Origin of the sequence: Roseovarius sp. (assembly GCF_048262375.1) — a bacterium.
Lineage (GTDB): Bacteria > Pseudomonadota > Alphaproteobacteria > Rhodobacterales > Rhodobacteraceae > Roseovarius.
Map to the genome: position 1 here is coordinate 1 of NZ_JBLXFE010000020.1, position 16,555 is coordinate 16,555.

16 protein-coding genes and 1 tRNA gene are annotated in these 16,555 nt (G+C 58.7%); 7 read left to right on the forward strand and 10 right to left on the reverse strand.

The window, feature by feature from the left end:
* On the reverse strand, positions 1-766 hold a 766-nt coding region (locus ACN0SW_RS16580; RefSeq protein ID WP_417729042.1), incomplete at its 3' end, for an aldo/keto reductase.
* Between the two features lie 203 nt (positions 767-969).
* Here ACN0SW_RS16580 and ACN0SW_RS16585 point away from each other — a divergent pair.
* Positions 970-1,046 (forward strand) — tRNA-Met (locus ACN0SW_RS16585).
* On the opposite strand, the gene ACN0SW_RS16590 is transcribed toward ACN0SW_RS16585, so the two are convergent.
* The 9 genes from ACN0SW_RS16590 to ACN0SW_RS16630 all read right to left on the reverse strand — a co-directional run bounded on the left by ACN0SW_RS16590 (position 1,003) and on the right by ACN0SW_RS16630 (position 9,029).
* Positions 1,003-2,778, reverse strand: coding sequence for a recombinase family protein (locus ACN0SW_RS16590; protein WP_417729084.1), 1,776 nt, complete (start codon positions 2,776-2,778; stop codon positions 1,003-1,005). The genes ACN0SW_RS16585 and ACN0SW_RS16590 overlap by 44 nt on opposite strands.
* Before the next feature lie 307 nt (positions 2,779-3,085).
* Positions 3,086-3,475 carry a hypothetical protein gene (locus ACN0SW_RS16595; RefSeq protein ID WP_417729043.1) on the reverse strand — a complete coding sequence of 130 codons (390 nt, stop codon included), beginning with the start codon at positions 3,473-3,475 and terminating at the stop codon, positions 3,086-3,088.
* Positions 3,459-3,920 (reverse strand): hypothetical protein, encoded by a 462-nt coding sequence (locus tag ACN0SW_RS16600; protein ID WP_417729044.1) that lies wholly within the window; start codon positions 3,918-3,920, stop codon positions 3,459-3,461. Before ACN0SW_RS16600 ends, ACN0SW_RS16595 begins: the two co-directional genes overlap by 17 nt.
* The gene (locus ACN0SW_RS16605) at positions 3,917-4,384 is read right to left on the reverse strand and encodes a hypothetical protein (protein WP_417729045.1); all 468 of its coding nucleotides are present in this window, start codon (positions 4,382-4,384) and stop codon (positions 3,917-3,919) included. The genes ACN0SW_RS16600 and ACN0SW_RS16605 overlap by 4 nt, the downstream gene beginning before the upstream one ends.
* On the reverse strand, positions 4,384-4,638 hold the full coding sequence (locus ACN0SW_RS16610; RefSeq protein WP_417729046.1) for a hypothetical protein: 255 nt from the start codon (positions 4,636-4,638) through the stop codon (positions 4,384-4,386). Before ACN0SW_RS16610 ends, ACN0SW_RS16605 begins: the two co-directional genes overlap by 1 nt.
* Positions 4,635-6,338 carry a type IV secretory system conjugative DNA transfer family protein gene (locus ACN0SW_RS16615; protein ID WP_417729047.1) on the reverse strand — a complete coding sequence of 568 codons (1,704 nt, stop codon included), beginning with the start codon at positions 6,336-6,338 and terminating at the stop codon, positions 4,635-4,637. The genes ACN0SW_RS16610 and ACN0SW_RS16615 overlap by 4 nt, the downstream gene beginning before the upstream one ends.
* Positions 6,339-6,902, reverse strand: a complete 564-nt coding sequence (locus tag ACN0SW_RS16620; RefSeq protein WP_417729048.1) for a hypothetical protein — start codon at positions 6,900-6,902, stop codon at positions 6,339-6,341.
* The gene (locus ACN0SW_RS16625) at positions 6,899-8,212 is read right to left on the reverse strand and encodes a hypothetical protein (protein WP_417729049.1); all 1,314 of its coding nucleotides are present in this window, start codon (positions 8,210-8,212) and stop codon (positions 6,899-6,901) included. The genes ACN0SW_RS16620 and ACN0SW_RS16625 overlap by 4 nt, the downstream gene beginning before the upstream one ends.
* A gap of 10 nt (positions 8,213-8,222) precedes the next feature.
* Complete coding sequence (locus ACN0SW_RS16630) at positions 8,223-9,029, reverse strand: hypothetical protein (RefSeq protein WP_417729050.1); 807 nt, start codon at positions 9,027-9,029, stop codon at positions 8,223-8,225.
* Positions 9,030-9,177: 148 nt separating this feature from the next.
* Between ACN0SW_RS16630 and ACN0SW_RS16635 the strand changes: the two genes are divergently transcribed.
* The 6 genes from ACN0SW_RS16635 (at position 9,178) to ACN0SW_RS16660 (ending at position 16,523) form a co-directional block, all read left to right on the forward strand.
* Complete coding sequence (locus tag ACN0SW_RS16635) at positions 9,178-10,014, forward strand: hypothetical protein (protein WP_417729051.1); 837 nt, start codon at positions 9,178-9,180, stop codon at positions 10,012-10,014.
* Positions 10,015-10,063: 49 nt separating this feature from the next.
* Positions 10,064-11,050 (forward strand): hypothetical protein, encoded by a 987-nt coding sequence (locus tag ACN0SW_RS16640; RefSeq protein WP_417729052.1) that lies wholly within the window; start codon positions 10,064-10,066, stop codon positions 11,048-11,050.
* 44 nt (positions 11,051-11,094) lie between these two features.
* Positions 11,095-11,865 carry an ankyrin repeat domain-containing protein gene (locus ACN0SW_RS16645; RefSeq protein ID WP_417729053.1) on the forward strand — a complete coding sequence of 257 codons (771 nt, stop codon included), beginning with the start codon at positions 11,095-11,097 and terminating at the stop codon, positions 11,863-11,865.
* A 246-nt stretch (positions 11,866-12,111) separates the two neighbouring features.
* The gene (locus ACN0SW_RS16650) at positions 12,112-12,360 is read left to right on the forward strand and encodes a hypothetical protein (RefSeq protein ID WP_417729054.1); all 249 of its coding nucleotides are present in this window, start codon (positions 12,112-12,114) and stop codon (positions 12,358-12,360) included.
* Positions 12,357-12,689 (forward strand): DUF3768 domain-containing protein, encoded by a 333-nt coding sequence (locus tag ACN0SW_RS16655; protein WP_417729055.1) that lies wholly within the window; start codon positions 12,357-12,359, stop codon positions 12,687-12,689. Before ACN0SW_RS16650 ends, ACN0SW_RS16655 begins: the two co-directional genes overlap by 4 nt.
* A gap of 135 nt (positions 12,690-12,824) precedes the next feature.
* Positions 12,825-16,523 carry a DEAD/DEAH box helicase gene (locus tag ACN0SW_RS16660; RefSeq protein WP_417729056.1) on the forward strand — a complete coding sequence of 1,233 codons (3,699 nt, stop codon included), beginning with the start codon at positions 12,825-12,827 and terminating at the stop codon, positions 16,521-16,523.
* Positions 16,524-16,555 lie beyond the last annotated feature (32 nt).

The following is a 16,555-nucleotide window of genomic DNA, read 5'->3' on the forward strand; positions in this document are numbered from 1 at the left end:
GTGTGCCCTTGGCCGGTCCCCCGCCCCGATGCTTGCCGCTGGTGGCGCCGCCGGCCCGCGGCGAGTAGGCCAGCAGGCCGGTATCCTCATGATGCGCCAGTTCGGCGAGGTCGAGGTCGTAGTAGCGGCGGAGGAAGTTGTACTCGTTCTGGATCGACTGGACGCGCGGCAGGCCGAGTTCGTCCGAGAGACGCAGATACTGCATGGTACCCCAGGCGGTCTCGTTGGAGAGACCGAAATGGCGGATCTTGCCCTCGGTGACCAGCTTGCCCATTTCCTCGAGCACTTCGCGCATGTTGGGCAGCACGGCGTCGCGGTCCTGGGTCGAGGGATCATAGGTCCAGCTGCCCTCGAAGTGATAGTGGCCGCGGCGCGGCCAGTGGATCTGGTAGAGGTCGATATAGTCGGTCTGCAGCCGCCGCAGGCTGTTCTCGACCGCTTCGCGCACGCCCGGCCCGTCGACGCCCCGGCCGCCACGCACCCAGGGCCGGCCGCCGCCGGCGACCTTGCTGGCCAGGATGATGTCGCTGCGCTTGCCGGTCTTCTTGAACCAGGTGCCGATGATCTCCTCGGTCTTGCCATAGGTGTCGGCCGAGGGCGGCACGGCGTACATTTCCGCCGTGTCGAAGAAATTGATACCCTGGGTCAGCGCGTAGTCCATCTGCGCATGGCCGTCGGCCTCGGTATTCTGCAGACCCCAGGTCATGGTGCCCAGGCAAATCTCCGACACGTCGATACCGGTGCGGCCGAGCTTGTTCATCTTCATCTGGTGGTCCCCCATACCCGTAAAAAGCGGGGGCACCCTAGGGGGCAGACCATGCATCGGCAAGAGGCGATGGAGGCAAAAGCGTTCCGGCCAAAAAACTGTCACGCGGGCCGGATTGGGGGTTGAGCTATCGGGTGCGACCCCCTATATACCGCTCACCGGAGACGCCCTTGGGTGTCCCTGAAATGCGATCCCGGTCATATCGCGGGATGGAGCAGCCCGGTAGCTCGTCAGGCTCATAACCTGAAGGTCGCAGGTTCAAATCCTGCTCCCGCAACCAAAAGTGCATTCGCAAAGCCGGTTTGAGGGCCCCGAGAAATCGGGGCCTTCTGGCTTTCTGGGGGTTGGTGTCTTAATCCCGCCCCCGCAACCAACACTTCCTTCTGAAAATCCACCAGGCTTTTCGTTTCGCCGAAGTCGTCGTCAGACTTCACTGGTTGAAGTTGAGAGAGATTCGCCTCGACGGCTTGTCTCTCCTGCTGAGTGGCGACCGACAGGATACCTGCCAAATCACCGTAAAGGTCTATCACCAGATCATCGTATTCGTCGGGCGTGAGGACGATGCTATCGATCAGCGACCGGATGGACGCAGACGCTTGGTTTCTGGTTGAGTCGGCATTCAAGAGCTTGATCAGCTCTTTCACCGCATTTTTGTATCGAGCGCTCATAGCGGGGTGGAAGGCGACTGGCTCGTCCTTCTCCGCTTGCAATATGATCTCGATCTCCTCGCGGCGCTTTTGAATCGCATTTGCTCGGTCTTTGATCAGCGAGACATCGATACCGTCAGTTATCGCCTTGATGATCTGCTCGCGGTCGCGCTCAAGCTTCGCATACTCGGCTCGATATGCTCGAAGCGAAGCGTTGTGTTCACTCCGGAGCTCATTCATTCGGCGCATGTATTCCTGACAGAATTCCGCGCAGAGCTCATCGTCCATTAGGTGCGAGTGAAGCGCATTGATCACGCGATCCTCCACATCCGCTAACGCGATCGTGGCACGGTTGTCGCAGATGTTTCGGTCCTTATACCCACTGCAACCCAAACGCCCCTTGTTCTGCGTATAGTTGCTCCCGCAGCATCCGCATTTGATCAGGCCCGACAGCAGGTGTTTCGGGCGATTTCTGGTGTGGAGCGCCACATGTGGTGCGAACTCGCCCTGCATAACTTTGAAGGCGTCCCAAACATCCTGAGGTATTATCCGCAGCTCCGGCGCCTCTGAGATCACCCAGTCTTTTTCGTCGTTCATCCTGGAGATGCGGCGGCCCGAGCTTGGGTCTTTCACGTACCGAAGCTTGTTCCAAATGTTGCGCCCTATGTAGAGCTCATTGTTGATGATGCCGGTCCCTCGTCGACGATTGCCAAGGATGGTGCCCGCTGACCAGGTGCCACCGTGCGGACCCTTGATACCTTCGGCGTTGAAACGCTTCGCAACCTGGGATGCTGAACGCCCTTCGATCATTTCCCTGAAGATGCGGCGGACAATATCGGCCTGTTGTGCATTTATGGCACGTTCGCCGCGCGCGTAGTCGCCGTCTTGATCGATCCTTTTGACGACATCGTACCCGTAGGTGAGCCCGCCGCCCGATTTGCCCTTCTCGACGCGCCCGCGCTGACCGCGGCGCGTCTTGTCAGCGAGGTCCTTCAGGAACAAGGCATTCATCGTTCCCTTCAGTCCTACATGGAGCGAATTGATCTCGCCCTCTGCGAGGGTGATGATGCGCACACCGGCAAATTGCATCCGCTTGAACAGGCCCGCGATATCTTCCTGATCGCGTGAAAGGCGATCCATCGCTTCGCACAGGATAATGTCGAACTCACCGAGCGCCGCACGGCGCATCAGCGCCTGCATGCCTGGTCGGAGAAGCGATGCTCCAGAGATAGCGTGATCGGTAAAAACTTCCGTGACGTCCCAGCTCTCGGCTGCGGCTTTCTCGCGGGTTATGCGGATCTGATCCTCGATAGAGGCATCACGCTGGTTGTCGGATGAGTATCTTGCATAGATGGCGGCGCGCATCGTTATTCCCTTTCTCGTGGTGGGTTCAACTGCGCCTTACCGAACTGCTGAAACTCAGCGAAATCGTGCTCTGCGGCACTGCGGGCGAGCAGCCGGACCAGCGCGATCGTGCGCTCGTCAGGGTGCCGCGAAATGGAATTCGGCGCTCCTTTCCGAGTGTCGCTGTCTTTTGGTGTCCGGGTCAACTTTTTTGCGCCTCTCAAACGCTTTGTAAGGGGGATAAAACAAGTGTCTCAAATGAGAACAAATAGAGAACAAACATATAGGAAACTGTTCCTATGTGGCAATAGTTTTCTATTTGCCAGAACTACTCAGGATGGTCGATAAAGCTGTCGATCCGGCGGAATTCCGCCGATTGCGCAGACTTCAGCGCCTCAAATATTTTTTGGGATCGCGCCCGCGTCGTGATGAGAACTGCGGGTTTCTGGCCGACGGCATCGACCACCAAAATTCCCATAAGCACTGAGGCGAGGATGCATACAGCGGGTGCGGCCATCAGCACGGCCGCTTCGCCAGGGGATAGAAGGTCTCCGTACACAACCAACGCCGCAGCGCAGAGACCGCTGACGGCCGCTGCGATAATGGTCGGATCATTGCGCAGCCGAGCAGTCGCGTTGACGAGAGGATAGATACGGCTACGCGTTGACAGCATGAGGGGTGTCACAGTGATGGCACCGTCATCATAGATTCTCGTCATCGATGCCTCCGCACGCGCTGCCACTGGCGGCGGACATGACATCCGATCTCCAGCTGGAAATTTGTTCGACGGGCCAGCTGCGAAAGCTGGCCGTGTGAACTGCATAGTCAAAGCGAAGCGCGCTCGAGGCGGCTGCAACGGCGCACGCGCAGCGTGCCGATGCTTGAGCAGGCAGTAGAACTGGTGGCAGAACGCGCTCGACGAGCTTGGCTTCGAGAGCATCCAGCTGCGGCAGGCCGAAAAGCTCTCCGATGCCAGATCGAACAGTAGGAGGTGTACTGCCCTTCCTCATCAGCTCGTCGGAGCATGCGGCAAGCGTTGGCGCATGAAGATCGCGAACCATCGCTCGTTCGCCGAGCACAGCGTAGTTGAAACCGAACCAAGCACTGGCGATTGCTCCCAACGCTATCGCCCCATCTGGGAGTCTACCGATCCAGTCGATCATCGCGTGGGACTCCCTTTTTTCGGGGCAGCTTCGCCGGGCTTCGCGGCCGGGGCCGCCTCGACACTGCGTTTTTGAACATTGCGGATCACGCTGTTTGTCATGCGCGTGCCGATGCCGTTGATCTTTGTGAGGCGGTTCGTCATCCGAGCGCGGACGTTCCGGCGCGCCTCAGTGAGGATGGCGTTTTGCGAGTATTGCTTCGCCATAGTGGGAAGGTTCTGCACGCTTCCTTGACCCATGCGGTTGTTCCAAAGGCCCATGGCCTCTTTCACCGTCCAGGTCTCTTCGAATTTCGCGAAGTGCTTTCGTGCTTTTTCCTTCAGCGTGTCCCTGCGGTTATCAATTGTCGACAGCTGCGCGGCGATGGCAGGATTGCCCCCTGCCAACTTGTACCGCTCAGGTGTCTGACGATCGAACGCGGCTTTGCTTAAGCCTCGCTGCGTCTGCATAGGATCGCGTGCCATCACTGCCTCCCTTGGGGAGACTTGAGGAACGCGATGACCGGGCATTCGCCGTTGCGTGGCTCCACCGTCTGGCTATCGCGGCCGACATAGTCGCAGCTGAGATAATATTTGTCTTCGGAAGAGCCCGTATACCGATAGTTCCACAGCATGTGCGGCGTGCCGAGCACCCATACCGCACCGACACCGGAGATCATCAGAGGAAGCCACAACAGCTTCGATGAACGAATGAGGTGGGTCCTTTTCTGATCACTCATTTCTTCTCTTCCTTGATGTAGGGAGGGACCGTGAGAACGGGTTCTGCGTAGAGCTTGGTGCCGGATATCGGACTCGCCTCGACATAGTCGCGCCACCAATCGACCTGGCCGTAATGGACCATGCGAAGTTGCATCGGGTACATGCCGCGGACGAAGACCCAAGCGTGTCCCGGCTTCATCGCGAGGATCTCGTTTGGCTTCATTAGGGGGCGGCCGATCTCGTTCGAGGTGACACCAACCTCGGTGGCGCGTGCCTGATACGAAAAGTCCTGCTTGCGCACCGTCATGTCAGAGAGGCTCTCTGAGATATGCTTGGCACGCGCGAGACTGTTGATGCCGCCATAGATGCGGACATCGGAGTAGGACTCGATCGCCTTCGCAATGTCGCGGCCATAGCGTGTTTCGAGGCCATCGAAGCTCTGGATGAAAATGTCGGCGCTGACATTGAGCTGTCGCAGCGTCTCCATGTCTGAGGTGAGCTCACTCCATTTGTAGTTGAGCGCTTCTTCTGCAATCACATGAAGCTTGTGGCCGCCTGGATTGGCTTTGCAGGACGCGATGATGTTGTGGTTCAGCAATGAAACGAACGAGCTAAACTCCCGCGTGTGGGTGAGGGGGCTCATGATGAAGAGGATCACCTGGCGCTCACGCATCTCGCCAACGCGGTGATTGGCGGCGGAGCCATAGCCACCGAGATGACCGGACGGGTTGAATGACAAGAGACGCTGGCTAGCACCCTCGACGAACGCCCCAAAATTCTCCTCGTTCTTGCGATACCGATCGAGCAGATTTCGCGCTTCAGTCTTCAGGAAGGCGACGATCGTGTCGTCCTTGTCGATCGTCTCTAGCTGCTTGGCGAGCAGCGTCAGCCTCTTCAAAAAGGCGGCAGGGTCGGTGATCAGTTGGTAGATGTTTGAGGGGGTGCATCCGGCGGGATTGAGGAGCGCCTCGCTGAGGATGGCGACCACGATCACCCTGCGGGAGCCGTAGGCAAAGTAGGGGTTCTTCTCGTCACTGCCGAGAGGATAGAGGATTTCCGCATAGTCCGTCGTGATGCGAACCGCGTTCTTGCGCTCATCGCCTTCGGCATGAACAGCATCGACGGAACCTTGAAATGCATTAAGCTCTACCTCGTCGTCAACGCCGAGCGCGCCGCCGGCCGGACTGCATGCCCAGACTTCAAAACCAAGCTTGCGCAGTCCTGGCGCCAACATCGGATAGAGATCGCGCTTCGGGTCGGTTATGACCACGGAATCGCCCGCAACGGCTCGAGAGATGATCCAAGGCATGACGTAGCAGACGGTTTTACCGACACCGGGCGGCATCTCAACGAGCGAGAAGGGGAGCTTGCGGGGACGCCAGACGGGCTCGTCTTTTGCATCGAGTCCGAGAAGATCGCTCGGCTCGTCCATTCCAGCAGCCGTCCGCTCGCTTCGCGTAGCCTCCCGCGCCGAGCCATGTTCTTTGCTCACCTGCTGCGAGATGCGAATATTCTCGCGCAGCTGGTAATCCTTGTGCAGGCGGCGCGCTGCCGTGAACGTCATGACAAGCGCGCAAAACGCAGAGACGGTAGGCACGTTGATCGCCGCCCAGCCCGTGATGGTCGTGGGAGCCGTCAACATAGTGATACCGGCTGCTCCTGCGGCAAGCATGAGTAGACGGTTTACCGGTCCAACTTCCGGTTTTATGCGGACGGGCATCTATTCCTCCCGCTCGCCAGAGGCTTCGGTCTTCCCGAGCCGGCAATGTGTCTTCGCGAGGGTTTCGAGCGCAGCAGCGCCCATCTTGAAGACGGAAAGTTCCTTCAACGGAAGATCCTTTAGAGCCTCGTATATCGGGCTGCTGGTCGCTTCCTGGGCCGCCAGCTCAATCTTGCGCGTGACGCCGTCCGGGGCCTTCGCGGTGATGTAGCACCAGCTCTCCGCCATCAGTCCGCTTGCAAGATCAGATGGCGTGGCGAACCGCGTCCCTGTCTGTACGTCGAACGGCATTCCCTCGACCGGGACTTGCGTGAAGAAGGTGATGTCCTCCGCACCTTCAAGGATGGGTGCGGCCTCCACAATCGCCTCTAGCGGCGTCGGGGCCGGGGCTACGACGGCCTTCGGAAGTGACATATCGGCGGCCGGTTTTCCCGTGAGGGCCGCGATGGCGCTGAAGGCCCGATCTTTACCGGCTAGATCAAGGGCGATAAGCCCGACGATCCCAGTCACGGCGGACGTGGTGAATGCCAACGCAGTCGCAATGCTGAGAATACGTCCGATCATTTCGTTTCTCCCGAGTCTGAGCCAGTTTTTGCGGCTTCGCGGCGCGCCGCGATCAGGATGATCACAAGCAGTGCCGGCAGCAGATCGATCGCGAAAGCGGCGATCCAGGCAGGCAGCAGTTCGAACCAGTAGTGCCGCACCGCGGCCATCGCGCTCATGGGCCTACTTACGGTGCTGGTAGCGACTTCGGGCGACGCGATGCCTTCCAGAGCGGCGCGCAGCGACGTCGCGACGGGCTTCGCCATCTCGCTGATCGCCGCGAGTTCGGCGTTTTGCACCGCCCCGAATTCCGACGTCGCGGCGCCGCCTGACAATGTCAGACTGTCGAGGCTTGCGATCGTCGCAAGCAGCGATGCGCGGTAGTCGTACTGCGCCAGGTTGCCAAACAGCTCATCAAGCCTGTCCGCGCTCGAGGACACGTCCCTAGAGCGATCGCGCACATTGCCGAGCGAATAGACATGCGACTTCAGCTGCGTGATGCCGCGCGTAATCTCGGTCTGCATCGATCCGGCCTTTGCGGCGCCGCGTTCGATGTCGCCCGAAAGCGACGTCAAGAGGTTCGCGATCTGACCAAAGGCCTCGGAAACTTTGCCCGGACCCTTACGGCCCGAGAAAGCTCCCGTCAGCTCCTCTTGGATTTTGAGAGCTTCAAACCTGGCGGCTTGCGCGTTCAGCGCGGGCACCAACTGCTGAGCCTGTCCGACTGTCTGCGAGAGCGTTCTGCGTTGCGCCTCGTAATGCGCACTCGTATCGACGAGAGATAGCTGCACAGCGGCCGGTCCGCTTAGGCCCAGCATGTTGTATTGAGCATCGATGGCCGCGATGCTGAGGATCAACGTCATCGCAGCCGCCATCGCTACCGCGAGGGCTTTGCCAGTCAGCCAGTGAACTAGACCGAATGTGAACGACCAGCTCAAGAAGCTTATGGTGCCGATGATCGTCGCGACGGAGAGAGCGTGCCCCTTGTCGGCGATACCGCCGCCGTTTTCGATCATCTGACTCGAAAGGCCGGAGTAGGTCAGCAGCGCTATGCCGGCACTGACGATCGTGAGCAGAGTGGTGGTGAGAACTTCCTTGTAGTGAATGAGGGACAGAAGCGCATCGCGGGGCTCGTGGGTCCTGCGCAGTCGCCGCAGCAGAGAGGCGCGGCGGCGAGCCGCTGCGAAGATAATCCGTTGCGAAACTTTGCGCTCGCGCTTGCGCGCCTGCTTTTCCATGCGCCGCGCGTGCCGTGCGGCGTAGAAGCTTGACTTATCCCCGGGCGGCTTTCCTTGCCGATTGGGATCAACTGGGTTCCACGGTAGGTTCATGGTGCGCTCCTTAGGCTTGCCGGATCAGGGGCCGCGAACACACGCCGCACACGAGCCGCGCGGCGGGCTTAGCCCAGGCGTTGAGGCCGCAGCTGGGGCAGCTGTATTTTGCGCGTGTGGGCTTTGGGTCCTCGCCCGTATCATCGGGTTCGTCGGGGAGTTTCGTGGGATCAATCAGCGAGCGGCGATCGCGCCAGCGGAACTCGAATCCACTCTCCAGCAGAGCACGCGCCGCGCGGTCGAAGGGGCCGTTTTCGATGATGAGATGCGTCATCCCGTAGCCGGTCATTTTGCCGGTCCACGTTCCATCGTCGGTCGGCCGCAGACCTACTTTCAGCATTTGCAAAGCCCACGGCTTATCGTGATAGCCCCGTGCGCCTTTGCTACCGCGCCGGTTCAGCGTGTCCGCGTCGTGCCGATAGAGATCGCACTGCGCCTGGACGATCGTCCCGCAGATTCCAAGATCGCCCAGCGTCTCGAAGTAAGATGGGTTTACGCAAATCTGATGGGCTGTCTTGCCGTCGGTGCTAGCAAGCACGCTCGCTCCAAATGAGCCGAGCATGTGCTTCCGCCGCTGCAGGCTGAGCATACACTCCGGGAGAGCGCCGTCGAAGAGTGCAGGATTGAAGTAGTCGTACACGAACTGAAGCCGCGCGCTCAGATCCATCGTGGGCGAATTCGGTTGTACAGCGAATTGGCTGCCCGCCGCGAAGCTGAAATCGACCTTCTCCCACGATGCGACAAGCTCACGGTCTTGGGGTAGCGCGCCGTCATCGGCGGCCTCGTGGTTTTCGCTATTGGTAGGTTTTTCGGACATCGAAATCGCCTCGTTGCAGGGCGATAGTTCGAGGATGGCGGGCGAAATTGCAAAATGTAAGATTACAGGGCGGGTAGTATTTCTACATCAAGTCAGAGGGTTATGAGTGTATTTTTACAGCCGGCCGCGATTTGTATAATATATTTGCATGTCGAAAGGTATCCGCAAGCCCGATAATTTTGAGAACGAGCTATCCTACGTAGTAGAGAGAACTTACGAACCCGGAAGCGCCGGTTTGCTGGAGCAATTTTTTCTGCGTCACAGCCGAACATTGCACCGTGAACTTGGCCCGGCAAGTATCCACTCCATCTATGTGAATGGCATTTTAGATAGCCGGCACGAGCAATGGTATCGCAAGGGCGTCCTGCATCGCGAGGACGGGCCGGCCACGATAGACGTTGGATACAATGACGACGGGACAATCGCCTACGAGACCGAAGGATGGTACGTCGACGGGGAGCTCCACCGCGTCGATGGCCCGGCAGTCACTTCGGCTACGCCAGAAGGTAGCGCTGAGACATGGTATCTTCGCGGTAAAGAAGACCGGCGCGGCACTGGCCCCGAAATCGTAAAACGGAGTGATCAGTTCAAGGCTGCGCAACTGGCGTATGCGGAACAGACGGGGATCGATGTCGTGCCCCCGTTTGGACTCGATCTCGGCGTCGATAGCGCCGAATGGTACGAGAATGGTTTCGAGCACCGCACCGACGGACCCGCAAGCATAAGCATCGGCGTCGATGGCTTCGTCCTTGAAGAATACTGGATGCAGCAAAACAAACTTAATCGTGAAGGAGATTTGCCGGCCGTCATCAGATACTGGCCTGGAGGCAAGGTCCGCGAAGAGCGATGGTACATCGACGACAAGCTTGGCCGTGTCGCTGGTCCTGCCGTCATTCAATATGACGAAGAGGGCAGAGTCATTTCGCCTGCCCCGTCCGCCGCGATGGAAATGAAGCGGGCCGCAGCACCGGCTTGCGAGCCATGATCATCTCTGCCAGCGTCTAATTCGTTCCAAGTCTTTCAGGCGAATTCGCATGTCTGTCACCTACCCAATATCACTGACTTTATCTGTCACTAAGGACGATCTTCCTTGGTTGCGGCGGGAACTTCGGGCAGGACTGCGCGAGGCCTTTCAGTCCGAGAACGACACTTTCGGCGCACCGGCGACGTCGGTTCTCTGGGATGGCCTGAAGGTTCTTGTCGATCCGCCGCAGCTCATAGCATTTAAGAGAAACCTCCCGAACTTTGATCGCGATGAGCCCAAGGGCGGAGACACGAAATTTGTGCTTAGCGTCCTTTATTGGATGCACATAACGGACTCTGCGTTGGCGCCGAATGCGCGAACGCCTCGCAGCATCGCGGATGAACTGTGGAAGGGACGGCGCCGCGTCACATTGACCGAGGCCTATGCGGAGCTTGAGACTAAGCACTATCCCGCGCAGGACGATAGCGGACGATGGGTTCTCCATTGCGATCACAACGAAAACACGGAATCCGACTTCTTGTCGTTCGCCCTTGAGGACCGACAGCGGGCGACCACCGCCGGGGCGCTCGGGATCTATCTTGAAGTGGCACTCGGGGAGAGGGCGATCGACAGTGAACTGGTTGCAAAGTTCAGAGCTGTCAGAGTGCACGCTGAGATGAAAGTCAACGAGGCAGAGGTCAACTACCCATCGATGTTTGAGACGCCGCAAGCGGTAGGACGCAACGGTACTATCGCGCGCGAAGGAACGAGGCCGCTGCCGTACTGGGACATCACAGCGGATCAAGGGCCGCTGAGAGGTCGATATCTGCCGGACGAGTTTATTATGTCGGTGCGCCCGCGGCGAGAAAGCTGCGAATTCACGGCCGATCTGAGCGTGCGGGTGAAAGACCTGCATGTAGAGGGCACTGAGTCGAACGACAGTCGCGCGAAGGACGCGATTTTCCAGTCGCTGTTTGCGAAATCGATGCACGAAGATGACCGAAGCAAGGGCGTTGCTGTTGTGACAGCTCAGAGGTACCGGGTCTTCTCTCAGTGAAGAGAGTCTGGAGTATAAAGCTCGACCGTGCCGCATTCGCGCGGGTGAGCGCAGCCGCGACGCGCAACTTTGTCGAGCTGGCTCATATCGCAGGTCTAAACCCCGCGCGCGATTTCGTTCACCTCAACCTGTCCGGCGTGGACTTTTCTGGGAGCAATCTACGCGGGTTTCATCTTGCCGGCTCGGACCTGACGCGTGCAAACTTCGCGGGCGCATTCATAGGCGGCGCGTCATTCGATGCGGACCAGTTGGCCCTCGCTGAGTTGTCAGCCGCGGTCGACTACGACGATTTCATTCAAGAGAACCGTCTTGGCCAGATCGATCTTCGCCGTAGGTTCCTGCGGGCCTGCGAGCTGGGAATGACATCGCTCCTCCCGGAATTTCTTGAGGCCGGCATTCGTGTCGATGACGAAATCGCCTTTGCGGGTTCACGCCGGACGGCCCTCATTCACGTCCTGCGGAACGGGACTATGTTCGGCAACGCGAGCATCCAGTTTCTGCTAGAAAACGGCGCTGACGTGAATCACGCAGTTGGTGCTTGGACCCCTCTTATCGCAGCTATTGGGGCGTCGAGCTTGGGCTGGGCGGAAGAGTTTCTGTCGCTCGGTGCAGATCCGAACGCGTTGGCGGATGATGGCCGCACGCCACTTTTCGAGGCGGTTACGCAGTACGCCGCAGACATTTGCTCGGTGCTGATCGATGCAGGAGCAGACGTCAACTTCTCCTCTCCGAGATATGGAACGGCCAGAGCTTGGGCCGAGCGGTTCAACAAGCCGGAGATCGTAGAGGTCCTGGTTGCCGCCGGTGCCCGTTAGGTCCCTTGCCTCCATAGACTCATCGGTCCAAATCGTTCGTGCAGTGCTCTGCGAAACTCCTTTCGTGAACTAAATCCATCCAGCCAGTATTTCCGAGTGCGCATACCGGTCCCGTCTCAGGGATCAATGTCGTGCCCGCTCCATTCGGCTAAAGCCTCCCGTGTTCTCCATGACCCGTTCGCCTGAATGGCCCGGTCCTTTTCGCGCATCGGCTGGATGGTCCAGCCCAAAACGAAAGGAAATATCATGAGCACGAAATCAACCAACGACCGTCCGATGTTCCGGGTCACATTCTCCCGCATCACCGGAAAAGACGACAAGGGCAGCGACATCCTCTCCCGCCCGAAGGAGATCGGCGCCGTCTGGGCCAGGAAGGGTGACAAGGTTGGAGGCATCGTCAGCCTGGACCTAATCCCGGTCGAACTTGCGCAGCGTCAGGGCGTCATCTTCCTGGTGCCCGTCGATCAGGACGACAGCAATGGGGGCTCTAATTGAGCCCCCAGCAAGGCCGGGTTGCGGAGCTGAACGATCAGCTCCGCACTACCTTCTTCGGAGGGAAGGTGATCCTCACGGTCGGGATCGCCAGTCTCGAAGATCGACTTCGAATTGAGGTCGTAAGGAGCGTTCAAAGCTTCAGTCGGTTTGATGACGATAACGATCCTGACGGAGAGCACGATTTCGGTGCATTCGAAATCGGCGGAGTCGGAAAAGTCTTCTGGAAGATCGACTACTACAACCGCACTCTCGACGGTGGGTCCGAGAACCCAGCCGACACTTCGAAGACGGTGAGAGTGCTCACGATCATGCTCGCCAGCGAGTATTGAGTCTGCCCCGCCTTGGCGTTCCAAGGCGGGGCTTGTTCGCTTTTGAAGTCCCGCCGCGCCTCTGAATATGAGGGAACGCTAAAGTCAAGAATGTAGCGTTTCTCGTCCCTCCGTGCTTTTATCTTGTTGAGGAGCATGGACTTGATAGAAGAAGCACGACCGGTCGAGACAAAAGTATTGAGGCGGGAAACCGTACCTGGTGAATACGAAGTCTACAAAGCCGCACTCGAGTGGGATTTGATTGATCCTATCGTCATCGAGAGCCGCGCTGACCTCAAGTCGGAGGCCCGATGGCAAGGCCACATCGAGCCCTTTCACCATCAAGTCACCAACCTGATGACCTTCTGTCGCCGGCTGCCGGTGACGCTGCTCGCCGACGATGTCGGTCTAGGCAAGACGATCAGCGCAGGCCTCATTATCTCGGAGCTTGCCGAGCGCGGAAGAGTTGCCAAGGTTCTGGTCGTCGCTCCAAAGCTCCTTGGCAATCAGTGGAAGGACGAACTCGAATCCAAGTTCGACATTCCCGCGCAAGTTGCCATCGGCAAGGAGTTGAAGACAGCCGACCCCGGCGAATTCGGGGTGGTCATCACGACGTACAACACAGCGCGGATGTATCTCGACCAGGTCCCGGTCGATCGATATCAGATGCTGATCCTCGACGAGGCACATAAGCTCCGCAATCTCTTCGGCGTCGAGAAGCCGCCCCAAGTCGCCCTTAAGTTTCAGAAGGCGCTGAAGGAGCGCCGCTTCCGCTATGTTCTGATGCTTACGGCTACGCCGATCCAGAACAGGCTCTGGGACCTTTATTCGCTTGTTGATCTGCTCGCTGTCGCGCGCGGGCACGAAAACCCGTTCGGCTCCGAAGGAATGTTCGCCCGCAAGTTCATTGCCGACGACCGCGAGAACGCGCGGAAGCTGAAGCCGGAATCCAAGGACGCCTTCCAGTCGATCGTCTACGGCTACATGTCACGCGTACGTCGTGGCGATGCGAAGCTCTACTTTCCAGACCGCATCGTGCGGATGGAAAGGATCGCGCCGTCGCAAGGCGAGCTCGCATTGATCGCAGCCATTGCCAAGCCAATTCAATCGCTCGGCATCCTCGTCCAGATTTCTATTCTTCAGGCCCTTGCGAGCAGTCCGGAAGCGTTGCTCGCGCAGCTCGAAAATATGGGCCAGAAGGGAACCGTACCAAGAGAGCTTGTTGCCACCGTCAAAAGCATTGTGACAACAATGCCGACGGCAGCGAAGCTCAAAGGGCTCGGGGCGCTCATTGAGCGCCTGAAGGCCGAAGATCCCAAAAAATGGCGCCTCGTCATCTTCACGACGCGGCGCGAAACACAGACCACGATCGAAGCCTTCTTGTCCGAGCATGGACTAAAGGTTGGCCTGATCAACGGCAGCACGAGCGGCCGTAATTCGGAGACCATCAAAGGCTTCTGGGCGACGCCGCCACGCTACAACGTCATCGTCTCGACAGAGGCCGGCTCGGAAGGTGTGAACCTTCAGATTGCCAACGTCCTGGTCAACTACGACCTGCCGTGGAACCCGATGATCGTCGAACAACGTATCGGCAGAATCCAGCGTCTCGCCTCGACGCATGCCAATGTCAGCATCTTCAACATGACGCTGAAGGGCACGTTCGAGGAATACATCGTAGGCCGCCTGATGGAAAAACTGCAGATGGCCTCGCACGCCATCGGCGATATCGAGTCACTGCTCGAAGCCTCCGGCGTCGATCAGGATGAAGATGGCGGCGGCTTCGAGGAGACGCTGAGGGAATTGGTGGTAGCTGCTCTTGCTGGAGCTGATGTCGAGCGCGCCGCGAAACTGAAAGCCGATAGCATCGACGAGGCGAAGGCATCGCTCGCCAAGGAGCGCGAGAACATAGATGCGCTCATTGGCAACATGGACGGCTCGGCGGAGACCGGCCCAAGAGCCCCCAAATTGCCGCCCCTCGAACGCTCGATGGATGCGAGAGAGTTCGTATTTGCCGCGCTCCGCTATCTTGGCGCAACCATCCTCGAAAAGGACGACGGGCGCATAATCGTCGAGCAAGATGGTATTCGCTACCCGATCGTTTTTGATCAGAGCGAAGTCACCGATCGCGCCGTACTTTACTCGCCCGGCTCGGCCGCCTTTGCCCGTCTGGTTTCTCGCGTTGTCGCGTCAGGCGTACACAGGGTGTCCGACCGCTCGGCCGAGCCCGAGGTCGCTGTGCGCAATGTGGTGGCTGCGTGGCTGGAGCAATTTAGTGCGTGGCCGAAGCAGCTAACAATCTCCTCTGCCGAGCGTCAATTTGGCGGCACAGCGCTTGCTCGTGTGCGGGCCTCGGTGCAGCACGACGCGTATGAGCGAATTGTACAGGTGAATTGCGATCCTATTGATCACCGAGTCAGCGGAACACGAGGTGTGCTGTCCGCTATGGCCCCTTTGATCGAGGACATGACTTCGATCGGCATTGATACGGGCGCGATCCAAACCGCCGCGGAACGTGATCCCGCCATCGCCGAATTCCGCAGATTCTATCTTGAGCGCCGCGCTCTCGAGGAGCGTTCCGCTGGCGACGACGAACGCAAACGCCACAAGCTTCGGGAAGACTTCACGCCGCGCCTCGATATCAGCCTGGTCGGTGTCGAGGGTCTTGTTGGCCGCCGCGCCGATGTCAGCGTCTCCTACACGATCGATGAGAAGCACGAGTATTCGGACCAGCTTTCGATCGACCCGGACAGCGGCCGCCTTCTACGAGGCCCCGAGCTTCGCCTCTGCACGAGTTCAGGACGGTCGGTGCCTGCAGATTGCCTAGCGGTGTGCAGCTTCACCGGCGCGGAAGTGCTCAAGCACCTTCTCGTGAAATCCGAAAGCTCAGGTCGCTTCGCTCAGCCTCAGTTTGCGGTGCGCTGCGAGTTGACCGGCAAACAGCTCCTTAAAGATGAAGTCGAAACGTCATCCATCACAGGGGCGCAGGTCTTAGCTTCCATGCTGAAAACCTCTGCCGTCAGCGGCGCACGCGGTGAGCCATCCTATTTTGGAACATGCTCTTTCACGGGCGATACGGCACTTACGACCGAACTGGCGAGAAGCGAGATTTCCGAAAAGCTTTATCGCTCCGATCAGTCGTCGCGTTCGGAGCTGTCCAACAAAACAGGCCATCATTCCGAATTCGTGACATGCCACGAGACGCGCCAGCAGATTGCCAAGCGCGAAGCTGAGCAGTGCGCCGTAACGGGGCAGTGGGTCAGGCCGGGAGTTCTCGTCCAATGCTCGGTCAGTCAGAAGCGCGCTCTACCCGCTGAAGTTCACCGGTGCAGTGTCACGCACCAGCTGGCTCTCAAAGAGTACCTGGTCACAAGTTCGATCTCGGATCGGCGCTTCTTGAAGTCCGTCGCCGTCACGGCTGCAGGCAATGACAATTTCTGCCTGCCCGATGAAGCTGAAATCTGTGCCTGGAGTGGTGGGCGGTCTCATCCAGACGATATGGGAATCTGCATCGCGACGGGCCTGTCGGTTCGGAAAGAATTCCTCACCGACCGAGGCAACGGCGCACTTATCCCAATCGTGCAGCTTCTGGATAACGTGCTGCATTCCCAGAACGGACAGGAACACTGGGGAGAGGTTCTGGCGAGAGTGGAGGCACTTGTGGGCAATGGGAAGTTGAAGGTTCATGCTGCGGTTCTTTCGCCCGACGGCAACTCGCTAGCGTGCCGCTGCGAGGTCAAAACCTTTATGGGAATTCTGACCAGCTATGTGGCTGTGGTGTTCTCGTTGAAGGACAAGTCTGTGATCGGCAGATTGGTGCGTCCAGAGGCATTGAGGGCTCAGAAGCGAAGCGCCTGAAGGTCAGATTAGGGAAAGTCAGAAAAGGGTGC